Below are 17,821 nucleotides of genomic sequence, written 5' to 3' on the forward strand. Positions count from 1 at the left end.
CATGACCACCGGCGAACCCGTCATAGCCCTGCGCGAGGTGAGGGCCGAGCTCGGCGCCCGGCCCGTGCTGCGCGGCATCGACCTCACCGTCGGCCGCGGCGAGGTCGTCGCGCTGCTCGGCGCCAACGGCTCCGGCAAGTCCACCGCCGTCCGCGCGATCATCGGCCAGGTGCCGGTCAGCGGCGGCACGGTCGAGCTGTTCGGCACCCCGCGCCGCTCCTTCCGCGACTGGGCGCGCGTGGGCTACGTACCGCAGCGCACGACGGCCGCGGGCGGCGTCCCGGCGACGGTCACCGAGATCGTCTCCTCCGGCCGGCTCGCCCGCACCCGCTTCGGGCCCTTCCGCAGGACCGACCGGGAGGCGGTCCGGCGCGCCCTGGAGCTGGTCGGCATGGCCGACCGCGCCAAGGACTCGGTGACCGCCCTGTCCGGCGGCCAGCACCAGCGGGTGCTGATCGCCCGCGCGCTGGTCTCCGAGCCGGAGCTGCTGATCATGGACGAGCCGATGGCCGGCGTCGACCTGGCCAGCCAGGAGGTGCTGGCCGAGACCCTGCGCCGGCAGGTGGAGGCCGGTACGACGGTCCTCCTCGTGCTGCACGAGCTGGGCCCGCTGGAGCCGCTCATCGACCGGGCGGTCGTCCTGCGCGACGGCTGCGTCCTGCATGACGGCCCGCCGCCGCGCGCGGTCGGCCAGCACGCCCTGCCCGGCCACGACCACGTACACCCGCACGCGCCGGCGGGCACCGAACCGATCCGCACGGGACTGCTGAGCTGATGGAATTCCTGAACTACGCCTTCATGCAGCGGGCGCTGCTGGCCGCCGTGCTGGTCGGCATCACCGCGCCCGCGGTCGGCATCTACCTGGTCCAGCGCCGCCAGGCCCTGATGGGCGACGGCATCGGGCACGTGGCCATGACCGGCGTCGGCCTCGGCTTCCTGCTCTCCACCTCCCCGGTGTGGATGGCGACGGCCGTCTCCGTGCTCGGCGCGGTCCTGATGGAGCTGATCCGCTGGTACGGCCGCACGCGCGGCGACATCGCCCTGGCCATGCTGTTCTACGGCGGCATGGCCGGCGGCGTGATGCTGATCAACCTGGCGCCGGGCGGCTCCAACGCCAACCTGACCTCGTACCTGTTCGGCTCCCTGTCCACGGTCGCCCCGTCCGACGTGACCGCGATCTGTGTGCTGGCCGCCTTCGTGCTGCTGGTCACCCTGGGCCTGCGCCGCCAGCTGTTCGCGGTCAGCCAGGACGAGGAGTTCGCCCGGGTCACGGGCCTGCCGGTGCGCGCCCTGAACCTGCTGACGGCCGTCACCGCGGCCGTCACCGTGACCGTCGCCATGCGGGTGGTCGGGCTGCTGCTGGTGTCCGCGCTGATGGTCGTGCCCGTGGCGGCGGCCCAGCAGCTCACCCGCAGCTTCACCGTGACCTTCGTGATCGCCGTCGCCATCGGCGTGGCCGTGACCGTCAGCGGCACGGTCACGTCCTACTACCAGGACGTCCCGCCCGGCGCCACGATCGTCCTGCTGACCATCGCCGCCTTCCTCGCGCTGACCGCGCTCGCCACCCCGCTGGCCCGGCGGCGCGCCCGCGCGGCGGCCGCGGCCCGGCCCGCCCCGGACCCCGCGGAGTGCGCGGTCCCGGGCGCGCGCGGCGCCGCGGACGAGGTCGGCGTCTGACCGCCGATCGCCCGGGCTGGCACAATGGCCCGGGCAGAAGCGAGCCATCGAAGGAGGCAACGGTGACGACCGCTGGACCGCCCGTGAAGGGGCGCGCGACCCGCCAGCGTGCAGCCGTGGCGGCGGCCCTGGACGAGGTCGACGAGTTCCGCAGCGCCCAGGAGCTGCACGACATGCTCAAGCACAAGGGCGACTCCGTCGGGCTGACCACGGTCTACCGCACCCTCCAGTCCCTCGCCGAGGCCGGCGAGGTCGACGTCCTGCGCACCTCCGACGGCGAGTCCGTCTACCGCCGCTGCTCCTCCGGGGAACACCACCACCACCTGGTCTGCCGCGCCTGCGGCAAGGCCGTGGAGGTGGAGGGCCCGGCCGTCGAGAAGTGGGCGGAGGCCATCGCGGCGGAACACGGCTACGTCAACGTGGCGCACACGGTGGAGATCTTCGGCACGTGCGCGGAGTGCGCCGAGGGCTAGCCGCCGTGAGAGAGCGGGGGCGTTGCCGGCCGCGGGCGCGTTGTGGCCGGTCGCGCAGTTCCCCGCGCCCCTCGGCGGGGCGCGGGTGACCGTGGCGGCTAGGAATCGCCCTTCATCGCGGCCTCCATCGCCAGCAGCTGCTCGTTCGGGACGGCGCCGCCGAAGCGGCGGTCCCGGGAGGCGAACTCCATACAGGCCCGCCACAGGTCACGGCGGTCGAAGTCGGGCCACAGCACGTCCTGGAAGACCATCTCGGCGTACGCGCTCTGCCACAGCAGGTAGTTGGAGGTGCGCTGCTCACCGCTCGGCCGCAGGAACAGGTCGACGTCCGGCATGTCCGGGTAGTACAGGTACTTCTGGACGGTCTTCTCGGTGACCTTCGACGGATCGAGCCGGCCCGCCCGCACGTCCTCGGCGATGGCCTGCGCCGCGTCGGCGATCTCGGCACGGCCGCCGTAGTTCATGCAGAAGTACAGGGTGAGCAGGTCGTTGCCCTTGGTTTGCTCCTGGGCGACCTGGAGCTCCTTCGCCACCGACTTCCACAGCTTGGGCATGCGGCCCACCCAGCGCACCCGGATGCCGAGCGCGTCGAGCTCGTCGCGGGTCTTGCGGATGAAGTCCCGGTTGAAGTTCATCAGGAAGCGGACCTCGTCGGGCGAGCGCTTCCAGTTCTCGGTGGAGAAGGCGTACAGCGAGATGTTGCGCACGCCGACCTCGATCGAGCCCTGGAGCACGTCCAGCACCCGCTCGGCGCCGACCTTGTGCCCCTCCGTGCGCGGCAGCCCCCGCTCCTTGGCCCACCGTCCGTTGCCGTCCATCACGATCGCGACGTGGTTCGGCACCAGCTCACCGGGGAGCTTGGGCGCGCGGGCACCGGACGGATGCGGCTCCGGCGCCTTGTACTCGCGCCGCTGGCGCCCCAGGATCCCGCGTACGACCATGTGCTTCTCGTCTCCTCGACCCGTGCCGTGGTTACTTCTCTACGTAGCGCAGGGAGCGCAGTCCGCGCTCCAGATGCCAGTGCAGGTAGGCGGACACCAGCCCGCTGCCCTCGCGGACGTACCTCGGCTCGCACGCGTCCGCCGTCTCCCAGTCTCCCGTAAGCAGCGCGCCCAGCAGGACCAGGGTCTGGGGCGACGGCACGACGCTGCCGGGCACCCGGCAGTCGGCGCACACCGAGCCGCCGGAGGCCACGGAGAAGAACCGGTTCGGGCCCGGCATCCCGCACTTGGCGCAGTCGCCGAAGCTGGGCGCGTAGCCGTTGACGGCCAGGGACCGCAGCAGAAAGGCGTCAAGGACGAGGTGCGGCGCGTGCTCGCCCCGGGCGAGCGTCCGCAGCGCCCCGACGAGCAGCAGGTACTGCTGTACCGCCGGCTCGCCCTCGTGATCGGTGAATCGCTCGGCGGTCTCCAGCATGGCCGTCCCGGCGGTGTACCGGGCGTAGTCCGTGACGATCCCGCCGCCGTACGGAGCGATGGTCTCGCTCTGCGTGCACAGCGGCAGGCCACGCCCGACCAGCTCACTCCCACGGGCGAAGAACTGCACGTCCACGTGGGAGAACGGCTCCAGCCGGGCCCCGAACTTCGACTTCGTCCGCCGCACCCCGCGGGCCACGGCCCGCACCCGTCCGTGCCCGCGCGTGAGCAGGGTGATGATCCGGTCCGCCTCGCCCAGCTTCTGGGTGCGCAGCACGATGCCGTCGTCGCGGAACAGACTCATGGGCCCATTCTCGCCCATGCGCGAAGGCGCTAGAGCACCTCTCCGCGGCTGCGGGCGTTGGCGTACGCGGTGGCCGCGCTGAGCCGCTCGGCCGGGGTGGCGCAGCGCAGCGCGCCCGGCTCGGCGTCCCACTCACGCCCGCCGCCGTAGGGTCTCACCTGCACATACGGCCCCTCATGCCCCATGACGACGCCGACCTTCCCGGTGCGGGTGTCCACCACATGACTGCCGACGACGGGTTTCACCGGGCCTCCCCCGCCAGTGCCGCCGCCAGCCGGCGCGCGGTCTGGACCGAGCACCGCCCCAGGTCCACCAGCGGGCTGGGCACCTCCCGCACGAGACTCACCGGATCGAGCCCCAGCGACGGGAGAACGACCCCGGCCTTTTCGAGAGCCGACCGCAATTCCCTCAACGCCTCCTCCGCCTCTTCGATGCCGCTCACTTCGCTCCCCTTCCATGTCCGAGTTTACGCTTTGTACATCAAGCGTGACGCTGTGCTTTCCCGCTCGGAAGGGGTCCCCGCCCCGGGTCGGCCGTGGCCGGAGGTCCGCGACAGGCGGTACGGGTGCGCTCGGGGGCGGAACGCGAACGCGCCGGACGGGGGCGGGATTCACCCGGGTGGAGCTGGGACGGGCGGGTTCGTTCGCGTGCGCTGTCTTGACCGCCCCCACGGCCCCTCCTATCGTCGCGCTACCGAGCGGACGTAGGACGTAGGACGTCGTATCTCACTCCTCCCACCACCCCCATCCCTCATCGGCTCACCGACCTGCTGGAGGACCCGTGCGCGACGACGTGATCCCCGACGTACCGGCACCGCGCCGCCGGTCGTTACTGCTGGGTGCCGGGGGGCTGGGCGCGGGGGCGGTGCTGGCGGGGTGTTCCGCCGGGCCGGAGTCGACCAACGACACCGGCGGCGGGGGCAGTGGCAAGGACCGGACGCTGACCGCCGTCATCGGCTACGGCAACGACGGCAGCTGGGACCCGACACAGACCGCCTCCGCGTTCGCGATGGCCGCCAACAATCACATCTACGAGGGACTTCTCGACACCGACCCGATCACCCGGGCGCCGTACCCCGCCCTCGCCACCGCGCTCCCCGCCGACCCGAAGGCGACCACCTGGCGGTTCACGCTCCGCGACGGCGCCACCTTCCACGACGGCAAGCCCGTCACCGCCGACGACGTCGTGTTCGTCTTCGACCGGATCCTCGACCCCAAGACCCAGACCCTCGCCAAGGGCTTCTTCGCCTCCTGGCTGGAGTCGGTCCGCAAGACCGGTGCCCGGACCGTCGAGCTGAGGCTCAGGTTCCCGTTCCCGGACGGGCTCGCCCGGCTCACCCTCGCCAAGATCATGCCCGCGCACGTCTACTCCCGGCCCGGCGCCTGGGACGACGCGGTCAAGGGGCTGGCCGTGGGCTCGGGGCCGTACCGGCAGACCGCGCACCACCCGAAGTCGAACACCACCTTCGAGGCGTTCGCCGCGTACAACGGCCCGCGCAGGCCCGTCTTCCGGAAGATGAACTGGCTGACCATCGTGGACGCCTCCTCCCGCGTCGCGCGGATCTCCGGCACCGGCGCCGGCGCGCAGATCGCCGACAACATCCCGTACGCCAACATCCCCCGTCTGGAGCAGGGCGGGCTGAAGGTGGCCGGCGGGGCCGGGATGAACAACCTGTTCCTGATGTTCAACACCCGGCACAAGCCGTTCGACGACGTGCGGGTGCGCCAGGCCCTGCACTACGCCATCGACAGCGAGAAGATGGTGCGGGTCGCCCTGAAGGGGCACGGCCGGCCCGCGTCCTCGTTCCTCAACGAGGGCAACCCGAGCCACCGGCGGGCCAGGACCGTCTACGACTACGACCCCGGCAAGGCGAAGGCACTGCTGAGGGCCGCCGGGGTGACGGACCTGAAGGTCGAGATCATGGCCGTCAACGTCAGCTGGATCGTGGACTGCCTGCCGACGGTCAAGTCCTGCTGGGACGCCGTGGGCGTGCGCACCACCCTGGCGCCGCAGGAGACCACGGCCGTGTTCACCAAGATGGACCAGCGGCGGGACTACCAGGTGGTGGCCGCCGCCTCCAACCCCAACCAGTTCGGGCTCGACGCCGACCTGATCATGCGCTACAACTACGGCCCCGAGAACCTGTGGATGCGCTACACGCGGTGGGCGGACGACCCGGTCGCCCGGCGGCTCTTCGCGGACATGGACCGGGCCACCCGGGAGCCGGACCCCGCGCGGAAGAAGGCGATGATCCAGGACTACATCGACGTCGTCGCCGAACAGGCCGTGCTGTACCCGGTCGTCCACAACGAGCTGATGACCGCCTGGGACCCGCGCGAGCTCACCGGGATAAGGCCCCAGCCCTACCCCGGCGTCAACCTCCTCCAGGCCCGCTGGATCTGACGGCATGACCACGGTCGTACGCATCCTGCTGCGCCGGATCGCCCTGCTGGTGCCGCTGCTGCTGGGCATCGTGCTGTTCGTGTTCCTGGTGATGCGGTTCTCCGACGCCGACCCGGCCTCCGCGTTCTTCCAGGGCGCCAATCCCACCCCCGAGCAGCTGCACGACTTCCGGGAGCGCAACGGGCTGCTGGACCCGCTGCCCGTGCGCTACGTCCACTTCGTCGGCGACGTCCTCCACGGCGACCTCGGCACCAGCGCCCTCACCCGCGCCCCGGTGCTCGACCAGGTCACCACCGCACTGCCGCTCACCCTCCAGCTGACCTTCCTCGGGCTCGCCCTGGCCGTCGTCCTGGCCCTGGCGGGCGGGGTGACGGCGGCGGTGTACCGGGACCGGCTGCCGGACCAGATCATCCGGGTGGTGTCGCTGGTCGGGGTGGCCGCGCCCGGGTTCTGGCTGGCACTGCTGATGATCCAGTACCTCGCGGTGGACCTGGGCTGGTTCCCCACCGGCGGCTACATCAACCCGGGCGACTCGGTCACCGGCTGGCTGAGGACCATGGCGCTGCCCGCCGTCGCCCTGTCCCTGCCGGTCGCCGCCCAGCTCACCCGGATCGTGCGGACCTCGGTGGTGGAGGAGCTGGACAAGGACTACGTCCGCACGGCGATCGGCGGCGGGCTGCCGCCACGGGTCGTGGTCGGCCGGAACGTGCTGCGCAACGCGCTGGTCAACCCGCTCACCGTGCTCGGGCTGCGGGTCGGCTATCTGCTCGGCGGCGCCGTCGTCATCGAGACGATCTTCTCGCTGCCCGGCATGGGCAAGCTGATGATCGACGCGGTGCAGAACGGCGACCCGGCGGTGGTGCAGGGCGTGGTGCTGACCACCGCGACCGGGTTCGTCGTCGTCAACCTCGTCATCGACATCCTGTATCTGCTGGTCAACCCACGACTGAGGGCGGGCTGATGGTCACGCGCGCGAGGCTCACCGAGCGGCTGTCCCGGCCCGGCGTCCGGCTGCGCGGCTGGCGCCGGCTGCCGCTGCCGTCGAAGGCCGCCGTCTGCTTCCTGGCCGTGGTCGTCCTCGTCGCCCTCCTCGCCCCGGTGCTGGCGCCGGACGACCCGCTCGACATGCGGGACCCGGCCGGCGGGACGGGGGCGCCGTCCGCCGCGCACTGGATGGGCCAGGACAGCCTGGGCCGGGACATCCTGAGCCGGCTGATGCACGGCGCCCGCTGGTCGCTGGCCATCGGACTGGGCGCCACCGCGCTGGCGCTGGTGGCCGGGGCCGTGCTCGGGGCCGTCGCCGCCACCTCCCGCAAGGCCGTGGACGAGACGCTGATGCGCTGCCTGGACGTGGTGATGGCGTTCCCCGGCATCGCGCTGGCCGCCGTGCTGGTGGCCGTGTTCGGCGGCGGGATCGGCGTGCTGATCTGCGCCATCGCCTTCCTGTTCACCCCGCCGGTGGCACGGGTGGTACGGGCGAACGTGCTGGACCAGTACGGCGAGGACTACGTCACCGCCGAGCGGGTCATCGGCGCCCGCACCCCGCACATCGTGCTGCGCCACGTGGCCGTCAACTGCGCCGCCCCGGTGCTGGTGTTCTGCACGGTCCAGGTCGCCGAGGCCATCGTCTTCGAGGCGTCCCTGTCCTTCATCGGCGCCGGCGTGCGCCCCCCGGACCCGTCCTGGGGCAGTGTCATCGCCGACGGCAAGAACATGGTGCTGACCGGCGGCTGGTGGGCGACCGTCTTCCCGGGGCTGCTGATCCTGGTCACCGTGCTGTCGCTGAACATCCTCTCCGAGGGCCTGTCGGACGCGTGGGCCGCGCCCGCCCCCAGGGAGGTGCGGGCGCCCGCGGACCGGCTCCAGACGCCCGAGCCCGGCACCCGCGAGGTGCTGCCGCTGCCCGGCCTCGCCGAGGCCGCCCGGCGGCTGCGCTCCCGGGCCCGGCCGCTGCCCGACCGGAGCGGACAGCCGGTGCTCGCCGTGGAGAACCTCACCATCGGCTTCCCGGACCGGCACCGGGGCGTGGACATCGTGGCCGGGGTCGGCTTCGAGGTGTACCCCGGCGAGGTGCTGGGCCTGGTAGGCGAGTCGGGCTGCGGCAAGTCGCTGACCGCGCTCACCGTGATGGGCCTCCAGCCCAAGGGCGCCCGGATCGGCGGGCAGGTGCGGTTCCGGCAGCGGGACCTGCTGACCGAGCCGGCGCGGGCCCGGCGCCGGCTGCTCGGCCACGAGATGGCCATGGTCTACCAGGACGCCCTGTCCTCGCTGAACCCGGCCATGACCATCCGCGCCCAGCTCCGGCAGCTCGTCCGGCGCGGCGGCCGCCGCGGCCCCGCGGAGCTGCTGTCGCTGGTCGGGCTGGACCCGGAGCGCACCCTGCGCAGCTATCCGCACGAGCTGTCCGGCGGGCAGCGCCAGCGCGTGCTCATCGCCATGGCCCTCTCCCGCGAGCCGAAGCTGATCGTCGCCGACGAGCCGACCACCGCCCTGGACGTCACCGTGCAGGCCCAGGTCATGGAGCTGCTGCTGCGGCTGCGCGCGGAGCTGGGCTTCGCGCTGGTGCTGGTCTCGCACGACCTGGCGCTGATCGCCGACGTCACCGACCGGGTGGCGGTGATGTACGGCGGACAGATCGTGGAGACCGGGGTGACCGCCGACCTGGTGGCGGCGCCGGCCCACCACTACACGCGCGGTCTGCTCGGCAGCGTGCTGTCGCTGGAGTCGGCCGAGGAGCGGATGACGCAGATCAGGGGCGTCGTGCCGGCCCCGGCCCACTTCCCGGCGGGCTGCCGCTTCGCCGACCGCTGCCCGCTGGCCACCGAGGTGTGCCACACCACCGCCCCGGTCCTGACCGGCACCGGCACGCACACGGCCGCCTGCCACCACCCGGCGGTGGAGCTCGCGTCCACGGAGAGCGAGGAGGCCCTGCAATGACCGCCGTCGTGGAGGTACGGGACGCGCACGTGGTGCACCGGGCGCGCGGCGGCGGGCTCTTGCGCCGGGACCGGGTGTACGCCCTGACCGGCGCCGACCTGTCCGTGGCGGCCGGGGAGACGGTCGGCGTGGTCGGCGAGTCGGGGTGCGGGAAGTCGACGCTGGCGAAGGTGCTGGTGGGCATCCAGCGGCCGGTCTCGGGGACGGTGGCGTTCCGCGGCCGGGACCTGTGGGCGATGCCAGCCGCCGAGCGCCGGGCGACCGTGGGGGCGGGCACCGGGCTGGTCTTCCAGGATCCGTCGACCGCGCTGAACCGCCGGCTGACCGTCCGGCGCATCCTGCGCGACCCGCTGGACGTGCACCGGCGCGGCACCCGGGCCGAACGCGAGGAGCGGGTGCGGGAGCTGATGGGGCTGGTGGGGCTGCCCGGGGCGCTCGCCGACGCCCTGCCCGGGCAGCTGTCGGGCGGGCAGCGGCAGCGGGTGGCCATCGCCCGCGCGCTCGCCCTGGACCCGGCGCTGGTGGTCGCCGACGAGCCGACCAGCGCCCTGGACGTCTCGGTCCGCGCGCAGATCCTGAACCTGCTGCTGGACCTGAAGGAACGCCTCGGCCTCGCCCTGGTGTTCGTCTCGCACGACATCCAGACGGTACGGCGGATGAGCGACCGGGTGATCACGATGTACCTGGGCCGGATCGTGGAGGAGACCCCGGCCGGCCGGGTCACCGACGCGGCCCGGCACCCGTACACCCGGGCCCTGTTCTCGGCGACGCCGGGCCTGCTGGACCCCATCGACCCGATCCCGCTGACCGGGCCGGTGCCCTCGGCGACCCGCCCGCCGAGCGGCTGCCCGTTCCGCACCCGGTGCTGGAAGGCCGACGAGCTGTGCGCCCGGGTGATGCCGGACTTCTCGGCCGCGTCACACCCCGCTCACCGCTACCGGTGTCACCATCCTGTGGAGGAGGACACGTCGACCAGAGACCTAGCGCGCCAGGAGCCCTGAATGACCCTTCCCGCCCCGCTCACCGGTGTCGTCCCGCCCGTCTGCACGCCCCTGACACCGGAGCGCGAGGTGGACGTGCCGTCCCTGCTGCGCCTGGTGGACTTCCTGGTGGAGGCGGGGGTGCACGGGCTGTTCCTGCTGGGCTCGACCTCGGAGGCGGCGTTCCTGACGGACGCGCAGCGCCGGCGGGTGGTGGCGGCGGTGACCGCGCACGTGGGCGGCCAGTTGCCGGTCATCGCCGGCGCGATCGACATGACCACCCCGCGCGTCCTGGAGCACGTGGCGGCGGTCACCTCGGCGGGCGCGCAGGCCGTCGTCGTCACCGCCCCGTTCTACGCCCGCACCCACCCCGCGGAGATCGTCCACCACTACCGCCGGACCGCCGCCGCGAGCCCGGTCCCGGTGATCGCCTACGACATCCCCGTGGCCGTGCACACCAAGCTGCCCGCGGACCTGGTGCTGGGGCTCGCCGGGGACGGCGTCCTGGCCGGGATCAAGGACTCCAGCGGGGATCTGGCGGCCTTCCGGGAGCTGGTCACGGGCTCACGCGCGCACCCGGGGTTCGGGGTGCTGACCGGCTCGGAGCAGATCACGGACGCGGCGCTGGAGCTGGGCGCGGACGGGGCGGTGCCGGGCCTGGCCAACGTCGACCCGCACGGGTACGTCCGGCTGTACCGGCACTGCCGGGCGGCGGACCAGGAGGGCGCGCGGGCCGAACAGGAGCGGCTGTGCGCCCTGTTCGGGATGGTGGGCGTCGGTGATCCGGCGCGGATGGGCGGCAGTTCGGCGGCGCTCGGCGCGTTCAAGGCGGCCCTGCACCTGCGCGGCGTCATCGACTGCCCGGTGACCGCCGAGCCGCAGGTCCCGCTGTCCGGCGAGGAGGTCGAGCGGGTCGGCAAGTTCCTCGCGGCGGCGGGCCTGCTGGGACAGGACGCGCACGAACGCTGACGGCCGCCTGCCGCGCACACCGGCGCCCGCGCCCGCGTACGGCGCTCAGCGCGCTCCCCGGCGTGTCTCCCGCAGCGCGTAGTGCACCGCCCAGGCGTCCGCCACCGGGCCCAGGTGGCCGAGCTTGTCGGGGTTGACCACGATGCGGATGGCCTGGATCCGCCCGTCGAGGACGTCGAGCGCCACGGCGTTGAGCACCCGGCCCTCCGGGTCCCGGAAGACCGCGCCGGGCTGCCCGTTGACCTGGTGCGGCTCGCAGGTGACACCGATCCCGGCGAGCTGGGGGAAGACGGAGGCGAGCAGGCGGGCCACGTTCTCGGCGCCCAGGACGCTCCGGGCCAGCTGGGGCGCCTTCCCGCCGCCGTCGCCGGCCATGGACACATCGGCGGCCAGCAGGTCCCGCAGCCCGATGACATCGCCCTCGCGCAGGGCGTCGAAGAACCGGGAGGCCAGTTCGTCCCGCTCGGTGCGGTCCGCCTCGAAGCGGGGCCGGCCCTCGGTCATGTGGCGCCGGGCCCGCACCAGCAGCTGGCGGCAGGCCGCCTCCGAGCGGTCGACCGCCTCGGCGATCTCGGGGAAGCCGAAGTCGAACACCTCCCGCAGCACGAAGACCGCGCGCTCCAGCGGGCTGAGCCGCTCCAGGAGCAGCAGGGCGGCCATCGACACCGAGTCGGCCAGCTCCGCCGACCGCTCCGGGTCCTGGTAGGGGTCGGCGAGCAGCGGCTCGGGGAACCAGGGGCCGACGTAGGCCTCCCGACGGACCCGGGCCGAGCGCAGTACGTCGATGGACAGCCGGGTCACCGTGGCCGACAGGAACGCCTTGGCCGACCGGGGCCGGACCGGGGAGGCGGTGAAGCGCAGCCAGGTCTCCTGGACGGCGTCCTCGGCCTCGCCGACGCTGCCGAGGATCCGGTAGGCGATGGAGAACAGCAGGGGCCGCAGCTCCTCGAACTCCTCGGTTCTGCTCGTACTCGTGCTCGTGCTCGTACCCATGCCGGACGCCCCCGTCGTAGTCGATCAGCGCACCACATCATCCCCTCCCGGGCGCCGGAAAGCACCCGCCCGCTCCCTTGGCCCTCAGGGCAGCGGGATCCGGCGGAACTCCAGGGTCTCGTAGGGGCTGTCGGTGCCGGTCTCGTAGAGGACGCCGACGCGGTGGGTGTCGAGCTGGACGAGGTCGGAGTAGGCGGACCGGCGGTCGGTGAGGGTGAGCAGCGGGGTGAAGGTGCGGCCGGCGTCCAGGCCGGCCCACAGGGCGAGGGCGCGGCGGGCGGTGGGCACGGAGGGCGCGGAGAACAGCAGGGGCGCGCCGGGGGTGTCGGGCTGCAGGACGCTGCCCTGGACCACGGGGACGGCGTTCAGGGCGGGCTGGACGGCGTAGGGGCGGTCGAGGGTGAGACCGCCGTCGCTGGAGTAGCCGTGGAGCCGGTTGCCGGGCGCGGTGCCGTTCTGGTCGCGGGCGGCGAGGTAGACGCGGCCGTCGGGGAGCTGGGCGGCGCTGGTCTCGTTGGCGTTGGTCACGCCGTCGTAGTCCGCGTCCACGAAGCCGAGGTGCCAGGTGTGGCCGACGTCGTCGCTGTAGAGGGCGTGGCCGCCGTAGTACTTGGCCTCCTGGCCGGTGTCGGGGGAGCCGGCGGGCGGGGCCGCGGAGTGGTTGGCGGGGACCAGCAGGCGGCCGGCGTGGGGGCCGTGGGTGAGGGCGAGGGCGTGGCCGGGGCCGGTGGCGTACCAGCGCCAGCCGGGCCGCTTCACCGCGGCGGTGATGTCCCGGGGGGCGGTGAAGTGCCGGCCGTCGTCCGCGCTGCGCTGGACGTAGACCCGGCGGCCCTGCTCGGGGGTGACCTCGCCGCGCATGATCCGCGCCTCGGTGGCGCTGCCGCTGTTGCCGCAGGTCACCAGGACGACGGTGCCGGTGCGCGGGTCGACGACGGGGGCCGGGTTGCCCCGGGTGTCGCCGTGGCCGGCGGCGACCACGGTCAGCGGGCCCCAGGTGCAGCCGCCGTCGGCGGAGCGGCGCAGCACGACGTCGATGTCCCCGCTGTCCTGGGCGCCGCCGCGGCGGCCCTCGGCGAAGGCGAGGAGGGTGCCGGGCCGGGTCCGCACCACGGCGGGGATGCGGTAGACGGCGTAGCCGCCCTGTCCGGAGACGTACGGCACGGAGGAGTCGCAGGCGGCGGGCGCCGCGTGCGCGGGCTGCCGGGTGGTGAGCGCGGTGAGGGCGCCGAGTGCGGTGAGGAGGGCGAGGACGGTCGCGTGGGAGCGGGTGCGCGGGGTCACGCCCTGATGCTGCCCGCGACGGGGGCGCCGTCCTTACTCCGGCGGGGTGATCAGGAGGGGGTGCGGGCGGCGGCCAGCAGCCGGGTGACGTCGTCGGCGCGGATGGTGAGGGCCGCGCCGACGGTGGCGAGGGCGTCGCGTTCGGCGGGGGTGTAGGGGCCGTCGGCGAGGGCGATGCGGGCGCCCTGGAGGAGCAGCGCCTCGCGGCCGGCCGGGGCGAGGTGCGGGGCGAGCGGGTCCAGCGCCTCGTGCAGCTCTATGGTCAGCCCGGCCCCGGACGGCTGCTCGAAGTACCGGCCGGTGTCGGCGGCGAGGGCGTCGACCAGCGCGGCGAGCTGTTCCTCGGTGCAGTCCGCGAAGCCGGCCGCGCGGACCGTGGCGGCGGCCGTCTCCAGGGCCGTACGGGAGGCCGTGCCGCCCGCGGCGAGGACCGCGAGGGCGACGGTGTGCACGGCGTCGCGGAGCATCGCGGAGAAGCGGCGGGTGGTGGGGTGGCCCAGGACCTCGGTGCCGAAGTGCTGCCGGCAGGCGGCGCACTCCACGACCGGTCCGGTCTCGCCGCGCGGCAGCAGGGGCACGCCGAGCAGGGTGAGCCTGCGGCGGCCGGTGAGCCGCTGGTAGTTGCGGTCGCCGCCGCAGCCGGGACAGAAGAACTCTCCGTCGCCGACGGGCGTCCACGCGGTGCGGGTGCCCAGGATCCGCAGGGCCCCGGTGGCACGGCCGTCTCGTCCCCGTACTGGCAGCACGTCGCACCTCCGTAACGGCGCGGCAACATCGCCGCGCTGGCGTGATGTTAGCCACATCTCGCAGGTGGAGTCAGTACCCCGTAGGAGACCTTTCCGTGACCTGGGGGCGCGTTGGCCGGAAACCGGCACCCCGCCCGCCGGTGTGCGGCGGGCGGGGTGCGGGCGGCCGGAGCGTCAGCGGGTGGCGCGGTTGACCGCGGAGACGACCGCCTTCAGCGAGGCGCGCGTGGTGTTCGCGTCGATGCCGATCCCCCACAGGATCTTGCCGTCGATGGCGCATTCGATGTAGGAGGCGGCCTGCGAGGAGGCGCCCTCGCTCATCGTGTGCTCCTGGTAGTCCAGCAGGCGTACGTCGATGCCCAGGGTGTGCAGGGCGTCGAAGAAGGCCGAGATCGGACCGTTGCCGGAGCCGGTCAGGACGGTGTCCCGGCCGTCGACGGTGGCCTCGACGGTGAGGGTGTCCACGCCGTCGGTGTCCGTGGTGGACTGGCCGGTCCGCACCTGGATGCGGCCCCAGGGGTTGTCCGGGTTGGGCAGGTACTCGTCCTGGAAGACGGCCCAGATGTCCTTCGGCGTGATCTCGCCGCCCTCGGCGTCGGTCTTCGCCTGGATGATCCTGGAGAACTCGATCTGCATCCGGCGCGGCAGGTCCAGCTTGTGGTCGTTCTTCAGGACGTAGGCGATGCCGCCCTTGCCGGACTGGGAGTTGACCCGGATGACGGCCTCGTAGGAGCGGCCGACGTCCTTGGGGTCGATGGGCAGGTACGGCACCGCCCACTCGATGTCGTCGACGGTGACGCCCTTGGCCTTCGCCTCGGCCTCCATGGCGTCGAAGCCCTTCTTGATGGCGTCCTGGTGGGAGCCGGAGAAGGACGTGTAGACCAGGTCGCCCACGTACGGGTGGCGCGGGTGGACCTCCATCTGGTTGCAGTACTCCCACGTACGGCGGATCTCGTCGATGTCGGAGAAGTCGATCTGCGGGTCGACGCCCTGGGAGAACAGGTTCATGCCCAGGGTGACCAGGTCGACGTTGCCGGTGCGCTCGCCCTGACCGAACAGGCAGCCCTCGACGCGGTCGGCGCCGGCCATCAGGGCCAGCTCGGCGGCGGCCACGGCCGTGCCGCGGTCGTTGTGCGGGTGCACGGACAGGCAGACGTACTCGCGGCGGGAGAGGTTGCGGTGCATCCACTCGAAGCGGTCCGCGTGCGTGGAGGGGGTGGAACGCTCCACGGTGGCGGGCAGGTTGAGGATGATCTCGCGGTCCGGGCCGGGCTGCCAGACGTCCATGACCGCCTCGCAGACCTCCAGGGCGAAGTCCAGCTCGGTGTCGGTGAAGATCTCCGGCGAGTACTGGTAGCCGAACTCGGTCTCGGGGCCCAGCAGCTTCTCGGCGTACTCCATCACCAGGCGGGTGCCGTCGACGGCGATCTGCTTGATGTCGTCCTTGGAACCGCGGAAGACGACCCGGCGGAAAACCGGCGCGGTGGCGTTGTACAGGTGGACGGTGGCGCGCCTGGCGCCCTTGAGGGACTCCACCGTGCGCTCGATCAGGTCCTCGCGGGCCTGGGTCAGCACCGAGATCGTGACGTCGTCCGGGATCGCGCCCTCTTCCTCGATGATCGAGCGCACGAAGTCGAAGTCGGTCTGGCCGGAGGCGGGGAAGCCGACCTCGATCTCCTTGTAGCCCATCTTCACCAGCTGGTCGAACATCCGGCGCTTGCGCTCGGGCGACATCGGGTCGATCAGCGCCTGGTTGCCGTCGCGCAGGTCGGTGGAGAGCCAGCGGGGCGCGGCGGTGATCCGCTTCCCGGGCCAGGTGCGGTCGGGGATGTCGACCTGCTCGTAGCGGCCGTACTTGTGGATCGGCATGGGGCTGGGCTGCTGGCGGTTGGCCATGGTGCGTGGGCTCCTCGGGGTGTCCCGGATATCCGACTGGACGGCCGACGACGCAACGCCGAGCTCCGCGGGGAGGGAGTCGGCCTCGACTACAGACCCTCGCCGCGGCAGCTAAGAAGAAGCAGCCAGGAACGCATGATGCTCCGCAGCCTAGCCGAGCCGTTCCGGGCGCGCGGGCCTGTCCCAGTATGCGGGACTCCATGACACATCGGGACAAAAAGTGCGCCGCACCACATCGCCCTACCACAACGTCACGCAGCGTGGCCATCGTTGTCCGGGTATTTCACCAATCATGGTGGCAGGTAGTGACAGTGAGGTCACACAATGCGATGGTTCCAGATATGACCAGCACCGGGGGCTTCGAGCCCGTCTTCTGCACGATCGTGCCGCCGCACGTCCTCGACCAGCTCGCCCGGCACGACGACCCCGCCCTGTCCGGGCCGGCCCGCCGGTCCCTGGAGCACGACGCCTACCAGCGCACCAAGCGCCGCCTGACCACGGTGATCGGCGCCGCCGCCGTCGCCCCGCCGCAGGGCGCCGCCGCCGACCGGCCGCAGCGCACCATCTACGACGCCGAGCACACCCAGGACCTGCCCGGCACCAAGGTCCGCGAGGAGGGCTCCGAGCCCGGCTCCGACGCCTCCGTCAACCGGGCCTACGCGGGCCTCGGCGCCACCTTCGACCTGTATCTGAAGGTGTACGGCCGGCACTCCATCGACGGCAACGGCCTGCCGCTGGACGCCACCGTGCACTTCGGCGAGGGCTACGACAACGCCTTCTGGAACGGCGAGCAGATGGTCTTCGGCGACGGGGACAACGAGGTCTTCCTCGACTTCACCATCCCGGTCGACGTCATCGGCCACGAGCTGACCCACGGCGTCACCCAGCACACCGCCAACCTCGACTACCACGGCCAGTCCGGCGCGCTCAACGAGTCGCTCTCCGATGTGTTCGGCTCGCTGATCAAGCAGTACACCCTCGGCCAGACCGCCGCCGAGGCCGACTGGCTGATCGGCGCCGGGCTGCTCGCCCCGCGCGTCACCGGCACCGCCCTGCGCTCGATGAAGGCCCCGGGCACGGCGTACGACGACGACGTCCTCGGCAAGGACCCGCAGCCGGCGCGGATGGAGGACTACGTCCGCACCAGCCGCGACAACGGCGGCGTGCACATCAACTCCGGCATCCCCAACCACGCCTTCTACCTGACCGCCACCGCCCTCGGCGGCCACTCCTGGGAGAAGGCCGGGCAGGTCTGGTACGACGTGCTGACCGGCGGCGACCTCAAGGAGGACGCCCAGTTCGCCGACTTCGCCACGCTGACGGTGAAGGCGGCCCGGGAGCGGTACGGCGCCGGGGACGAACTACGGGCCGTGCAGAAGGCCTGGGAACAGGTGGGGGTGCGCACGCTCTAGTTCCGTACTAGACACGTAGCCATGCGTATTCGAGTACGGCGTACAGGCGGTTTCGCGGGCATCGAGCGCCAGGCCGAGGTGGACACCTCCGACCGGCCCGACGCCGAGGAGTGGCAGGCCCTGGCCAGGCGCGTCCTCGCGTCCGGCCGGAGCGTGCCCCCGGCGGGCATCCCGGACGGCTTCAGCTACGAGATCACGGTCGGCGGCCGCACGGTGTACACGGCCGATCCCCGACTCACCGACGACCAGAGGGAGTTGGTCACACGAGTACTGAAGGAAGGCGCGTGACGAGGCGTTGACTTCCGTCGCCGGGGGTGCGGATGATCCCGCCC

At 72.7% G+C, this 17,821-nt stretch carries 18 protein-coding genes; 10 read left to right on the top strand and 8 right to left on the bottom strand.

Annotated elements, in window-relative coordinates:
* Nucleotide 1: 1 nt before the first annotated feature.
* The 3 genes from IE251_RS32000 (at nt 2) to IE251_RS32010 (ending at nt 2,150) form a co-directional block, all read left to right on the top strand.
* Entirely contained in the window at nt 2-775 is a 774-nt protein-coding gene (locus tag IE251_RS32000) for a metal ABC transporter ATP-binding protein (RefSeq protein ID WP_189756453.1), read from the top strand.
* On the top strand, nt 775-1,677 hold the full coding sequence (locus IE251_RS32005; protein ID WP_189756454.1) for a metal ABC transporter permease: 903 nt from the start codon (nt 775-777) through the stop codon (nt 1,675-1,677). Before IE251_RS32000 ends, IE251_RS32005 begins: the two co-directional genes overlap by 1 nt.
* 62 nt (nt 1,678-1,739) lie before the next feature.
* A complete protein-coding gene (locus IE251_RS32010; RefSeq protein WP_030777170.1) occupies nt 1,740-2,150 on the top strand; it encodes a Fur family transcriptional regulator in 411 nt (136 codons plus the stop codon).
* A gap of 98 nt (nt 2,151-2,248) precedes the next feature.
* Here the strand turns inward: IE251_RS32010 and IE251_RS32015 are convergent, their stop codons facing one another.
* From IE251_RS32015 to IE251_RS32030, 4 genes are read right to left on the bottom strand one after another with little or no spacing between them, the layout of a single operon-like run.
* Entirely contained in the window at nt 2,249-3,091 is an 843-nt protein-coding gene (locus tag IE251_RS32015; RefSeq protein WP_189756455.1) for an isoprenyl transferase, read from the bottom strand.
* 31 nt (nt 3,092-3,122) lie between these two features.
* A complete protein-coding gene (recO, locus tag IE251_RS32020; protein ID WP_030604856.1) occupies nt 3,123-3,869 on the bottom strand; it encodes a DNA repair protein RecO in 747 nt (248 codons plus the stop codon).
* A 29-nt stretch (nt 3,870-3,898) separates the two neighbouring features.
* A complete protein-coding gene (locus IE251_RS32025) occupies nt 3,899-4,114 on the bottom strand; it encodes a hypothetical protein (protein WP_030777175.1) in 216 nt (71 codons plus the stop codon).
* Nucleotides 4,111-4,311: a hypothetical protein gene (locus IE251_RS32030; RefSeq protein WP_030777177.1), complete on the bottom strand. Its 201-nt coding sequence runs from the start codon at nt 4,309-4,311 to the stop codon at nt 4,111-4,113. Before IE251_RS32030 ends, IE251_RS32025 begins: the two co-directional genes overlap by 4 nt.
* A gap of 338 nt (nt 4,312-4,649) precedes the next feature.
* Here IE251_RS32030 and IE251_RS32035 point away from each other — a divergent pair, with 338 nt between their 5' ends.
* From IE251_RS32035 to IE251_RS32055, 5 genes are read left to right on the top strand one after another with little or no spacing between them, the layout of a single operon-like run.
* The gene (locus IE251_RS32035) at nt 4,650-6,272 is read left to right on the top strand and encodes an ABC transporter substrate-binding protein (RefSeq protein WP_189756456.1); all 1,623 of its coding nucleotides are present in this window, start codon (nt 4,650-4,652) and stop codon (nt 6,270-6,272) included.
* A 4-nt stretch (nt 6,273-6,276) separates the two neighbouring features.
* Nucleotides 6,277-7,233, top strand: a complete 957-nt coding sequence (locus IE251_RS32040) for an ABC transporter permease (RefSeq protein WP_030777182.1) — start codon at nt 6,277-6,279, stop codon at nt 7,231-7,233.
* A complete protein-coding gene (locus tag IE251_RS32045) occupies nt 7,233-9,209 on the top strand; it encodes a dipeptide/oligopeptide/nickel ABC transporter permease/ATP-binding protein (RefSeq protein ID WP_189756457.1) in 1,977 nt (658 codons plus the stop codon). The genes IE251_RS32040 and IE251_RS32045 overlap by 1 nt, the downstream gene beginning before the upstream one ends.
* Nucleotides 9,206-10,210, top strand: coding sequence for an oligopeptide/dipeptide ABC transporter ATP-binding protein (locus IE251_RS32050; protein WP_189756458.1), 1,005 nt, complete (start codon nt 9,206-9,208; stop codon nt 10,208-10,210). Before IE251_RS32045 ends, IE251_RS32050 begins: the two co-directional genes overlap by 4 nt.
* Nucleotides 10,211-11,158 (top strand): dihydrodipicolinate synthase family protein, encoded by a 948-nt coding sequence (locus IE251_RS32055; RefSeq protein WP_189756459.1) that lies wholly within the window; start codon nt 10,211-10,213, stop codon nt 11,156-11,158.
* A 45-nt stretch (nt 11,159-11,203) separates the two neighbouring features.
* Here IE251_RS32055 and IE251_RS32060 read toward each other — a convergent pair whose 3' ends face one another.
* The 4 genes from IE251_RS32060 to leuA form a co-directional block, all read right to left on the bottom strand.
* Entirely contained in the window at nt 11,204-12,151 is a 948-nt protein-coding gene (locus IE251_RS32060; protein WP_189756460.1) for an RNA polymerase sigma-70 factor, read from the bottom strand.
* Between the two features lie 84 nt (nt 12,152-12,235).
* Entirely contained in the window at nt 12,236-13,435 is a 1,200-nt protein-coding gene (locus IE251_RS32065; protein ID WP_189756461.1) for a sialidase family protein, read from the bottom strand.
* Nucleotides 13,436-13,485: 50 nt separating this feature from the next.
* Complete coding sequence (locus IE251_RS32070; protein WP_189756462.1) at nt 13,486-14,181, bottom strand: tellurite resistance TerB family protein; 696 nt, start codon at nt 14,179-14,181, stop codon at nt 13,486-13,488.
* Between the two features lie 174 nt (nt 14,182-14,355).
* Nucleotides 14,356-16,077 (bottom strand): 2-isopropylmalate synthase, encoded by a 1,722-nt coding sequence (gene leuA / locus IE251_RS32075; RefSeq protein WP_030777198.1) that lies wholly within the window; start codon nt 16,075-16,077, stop codon nt 14,356-14,358.
* A 341-nt stretch (nt 16,078-16,418) separates the two neighbouring features.
* Here leuA and IE251_RS32080 point away from each other — a divergent pair, with 341 nt between their 5' ends.
* Together IE251_RS32080 and IE251_RS32085 are read left to right on the top strand one after the other, a co-directional pair.
* Complete coding sequence (locus IE251_RS32080; RefSeq protein WP_189756463.1) at nt 16,419-17,489, top strand: M4 family metallopeptidase; 1,071 nt, start codon at nt 16,419-16,421, stop codon at nt 17,487-17,489.
* Nucleotides 17,490-17,510: 21 nt separating this feature from the next.
* Nucleotides 17,511-17,777, top strand: a complete 267-nt coding sequence (locus IE251_RS32085) for a protealysin inhibitor emfourin (protein ID WP_189756464.1) — start codon at nt 17,511-17,513, stop codon at nt 17,775-17,777.
* Nucleotides 17,778-17,821: the final 44 nt, after the last annotated feature.

It is taken from the genome of Streptomyces eurythermus (assembly GCF_014649115.1).
Classification (GTDB): domain Bacteria; phylum Actinomycetota; class Actinomycetes; order Streptomycetales; family Streptomycetaceae; genus Streptomyces; species Streptomyces eurythermus.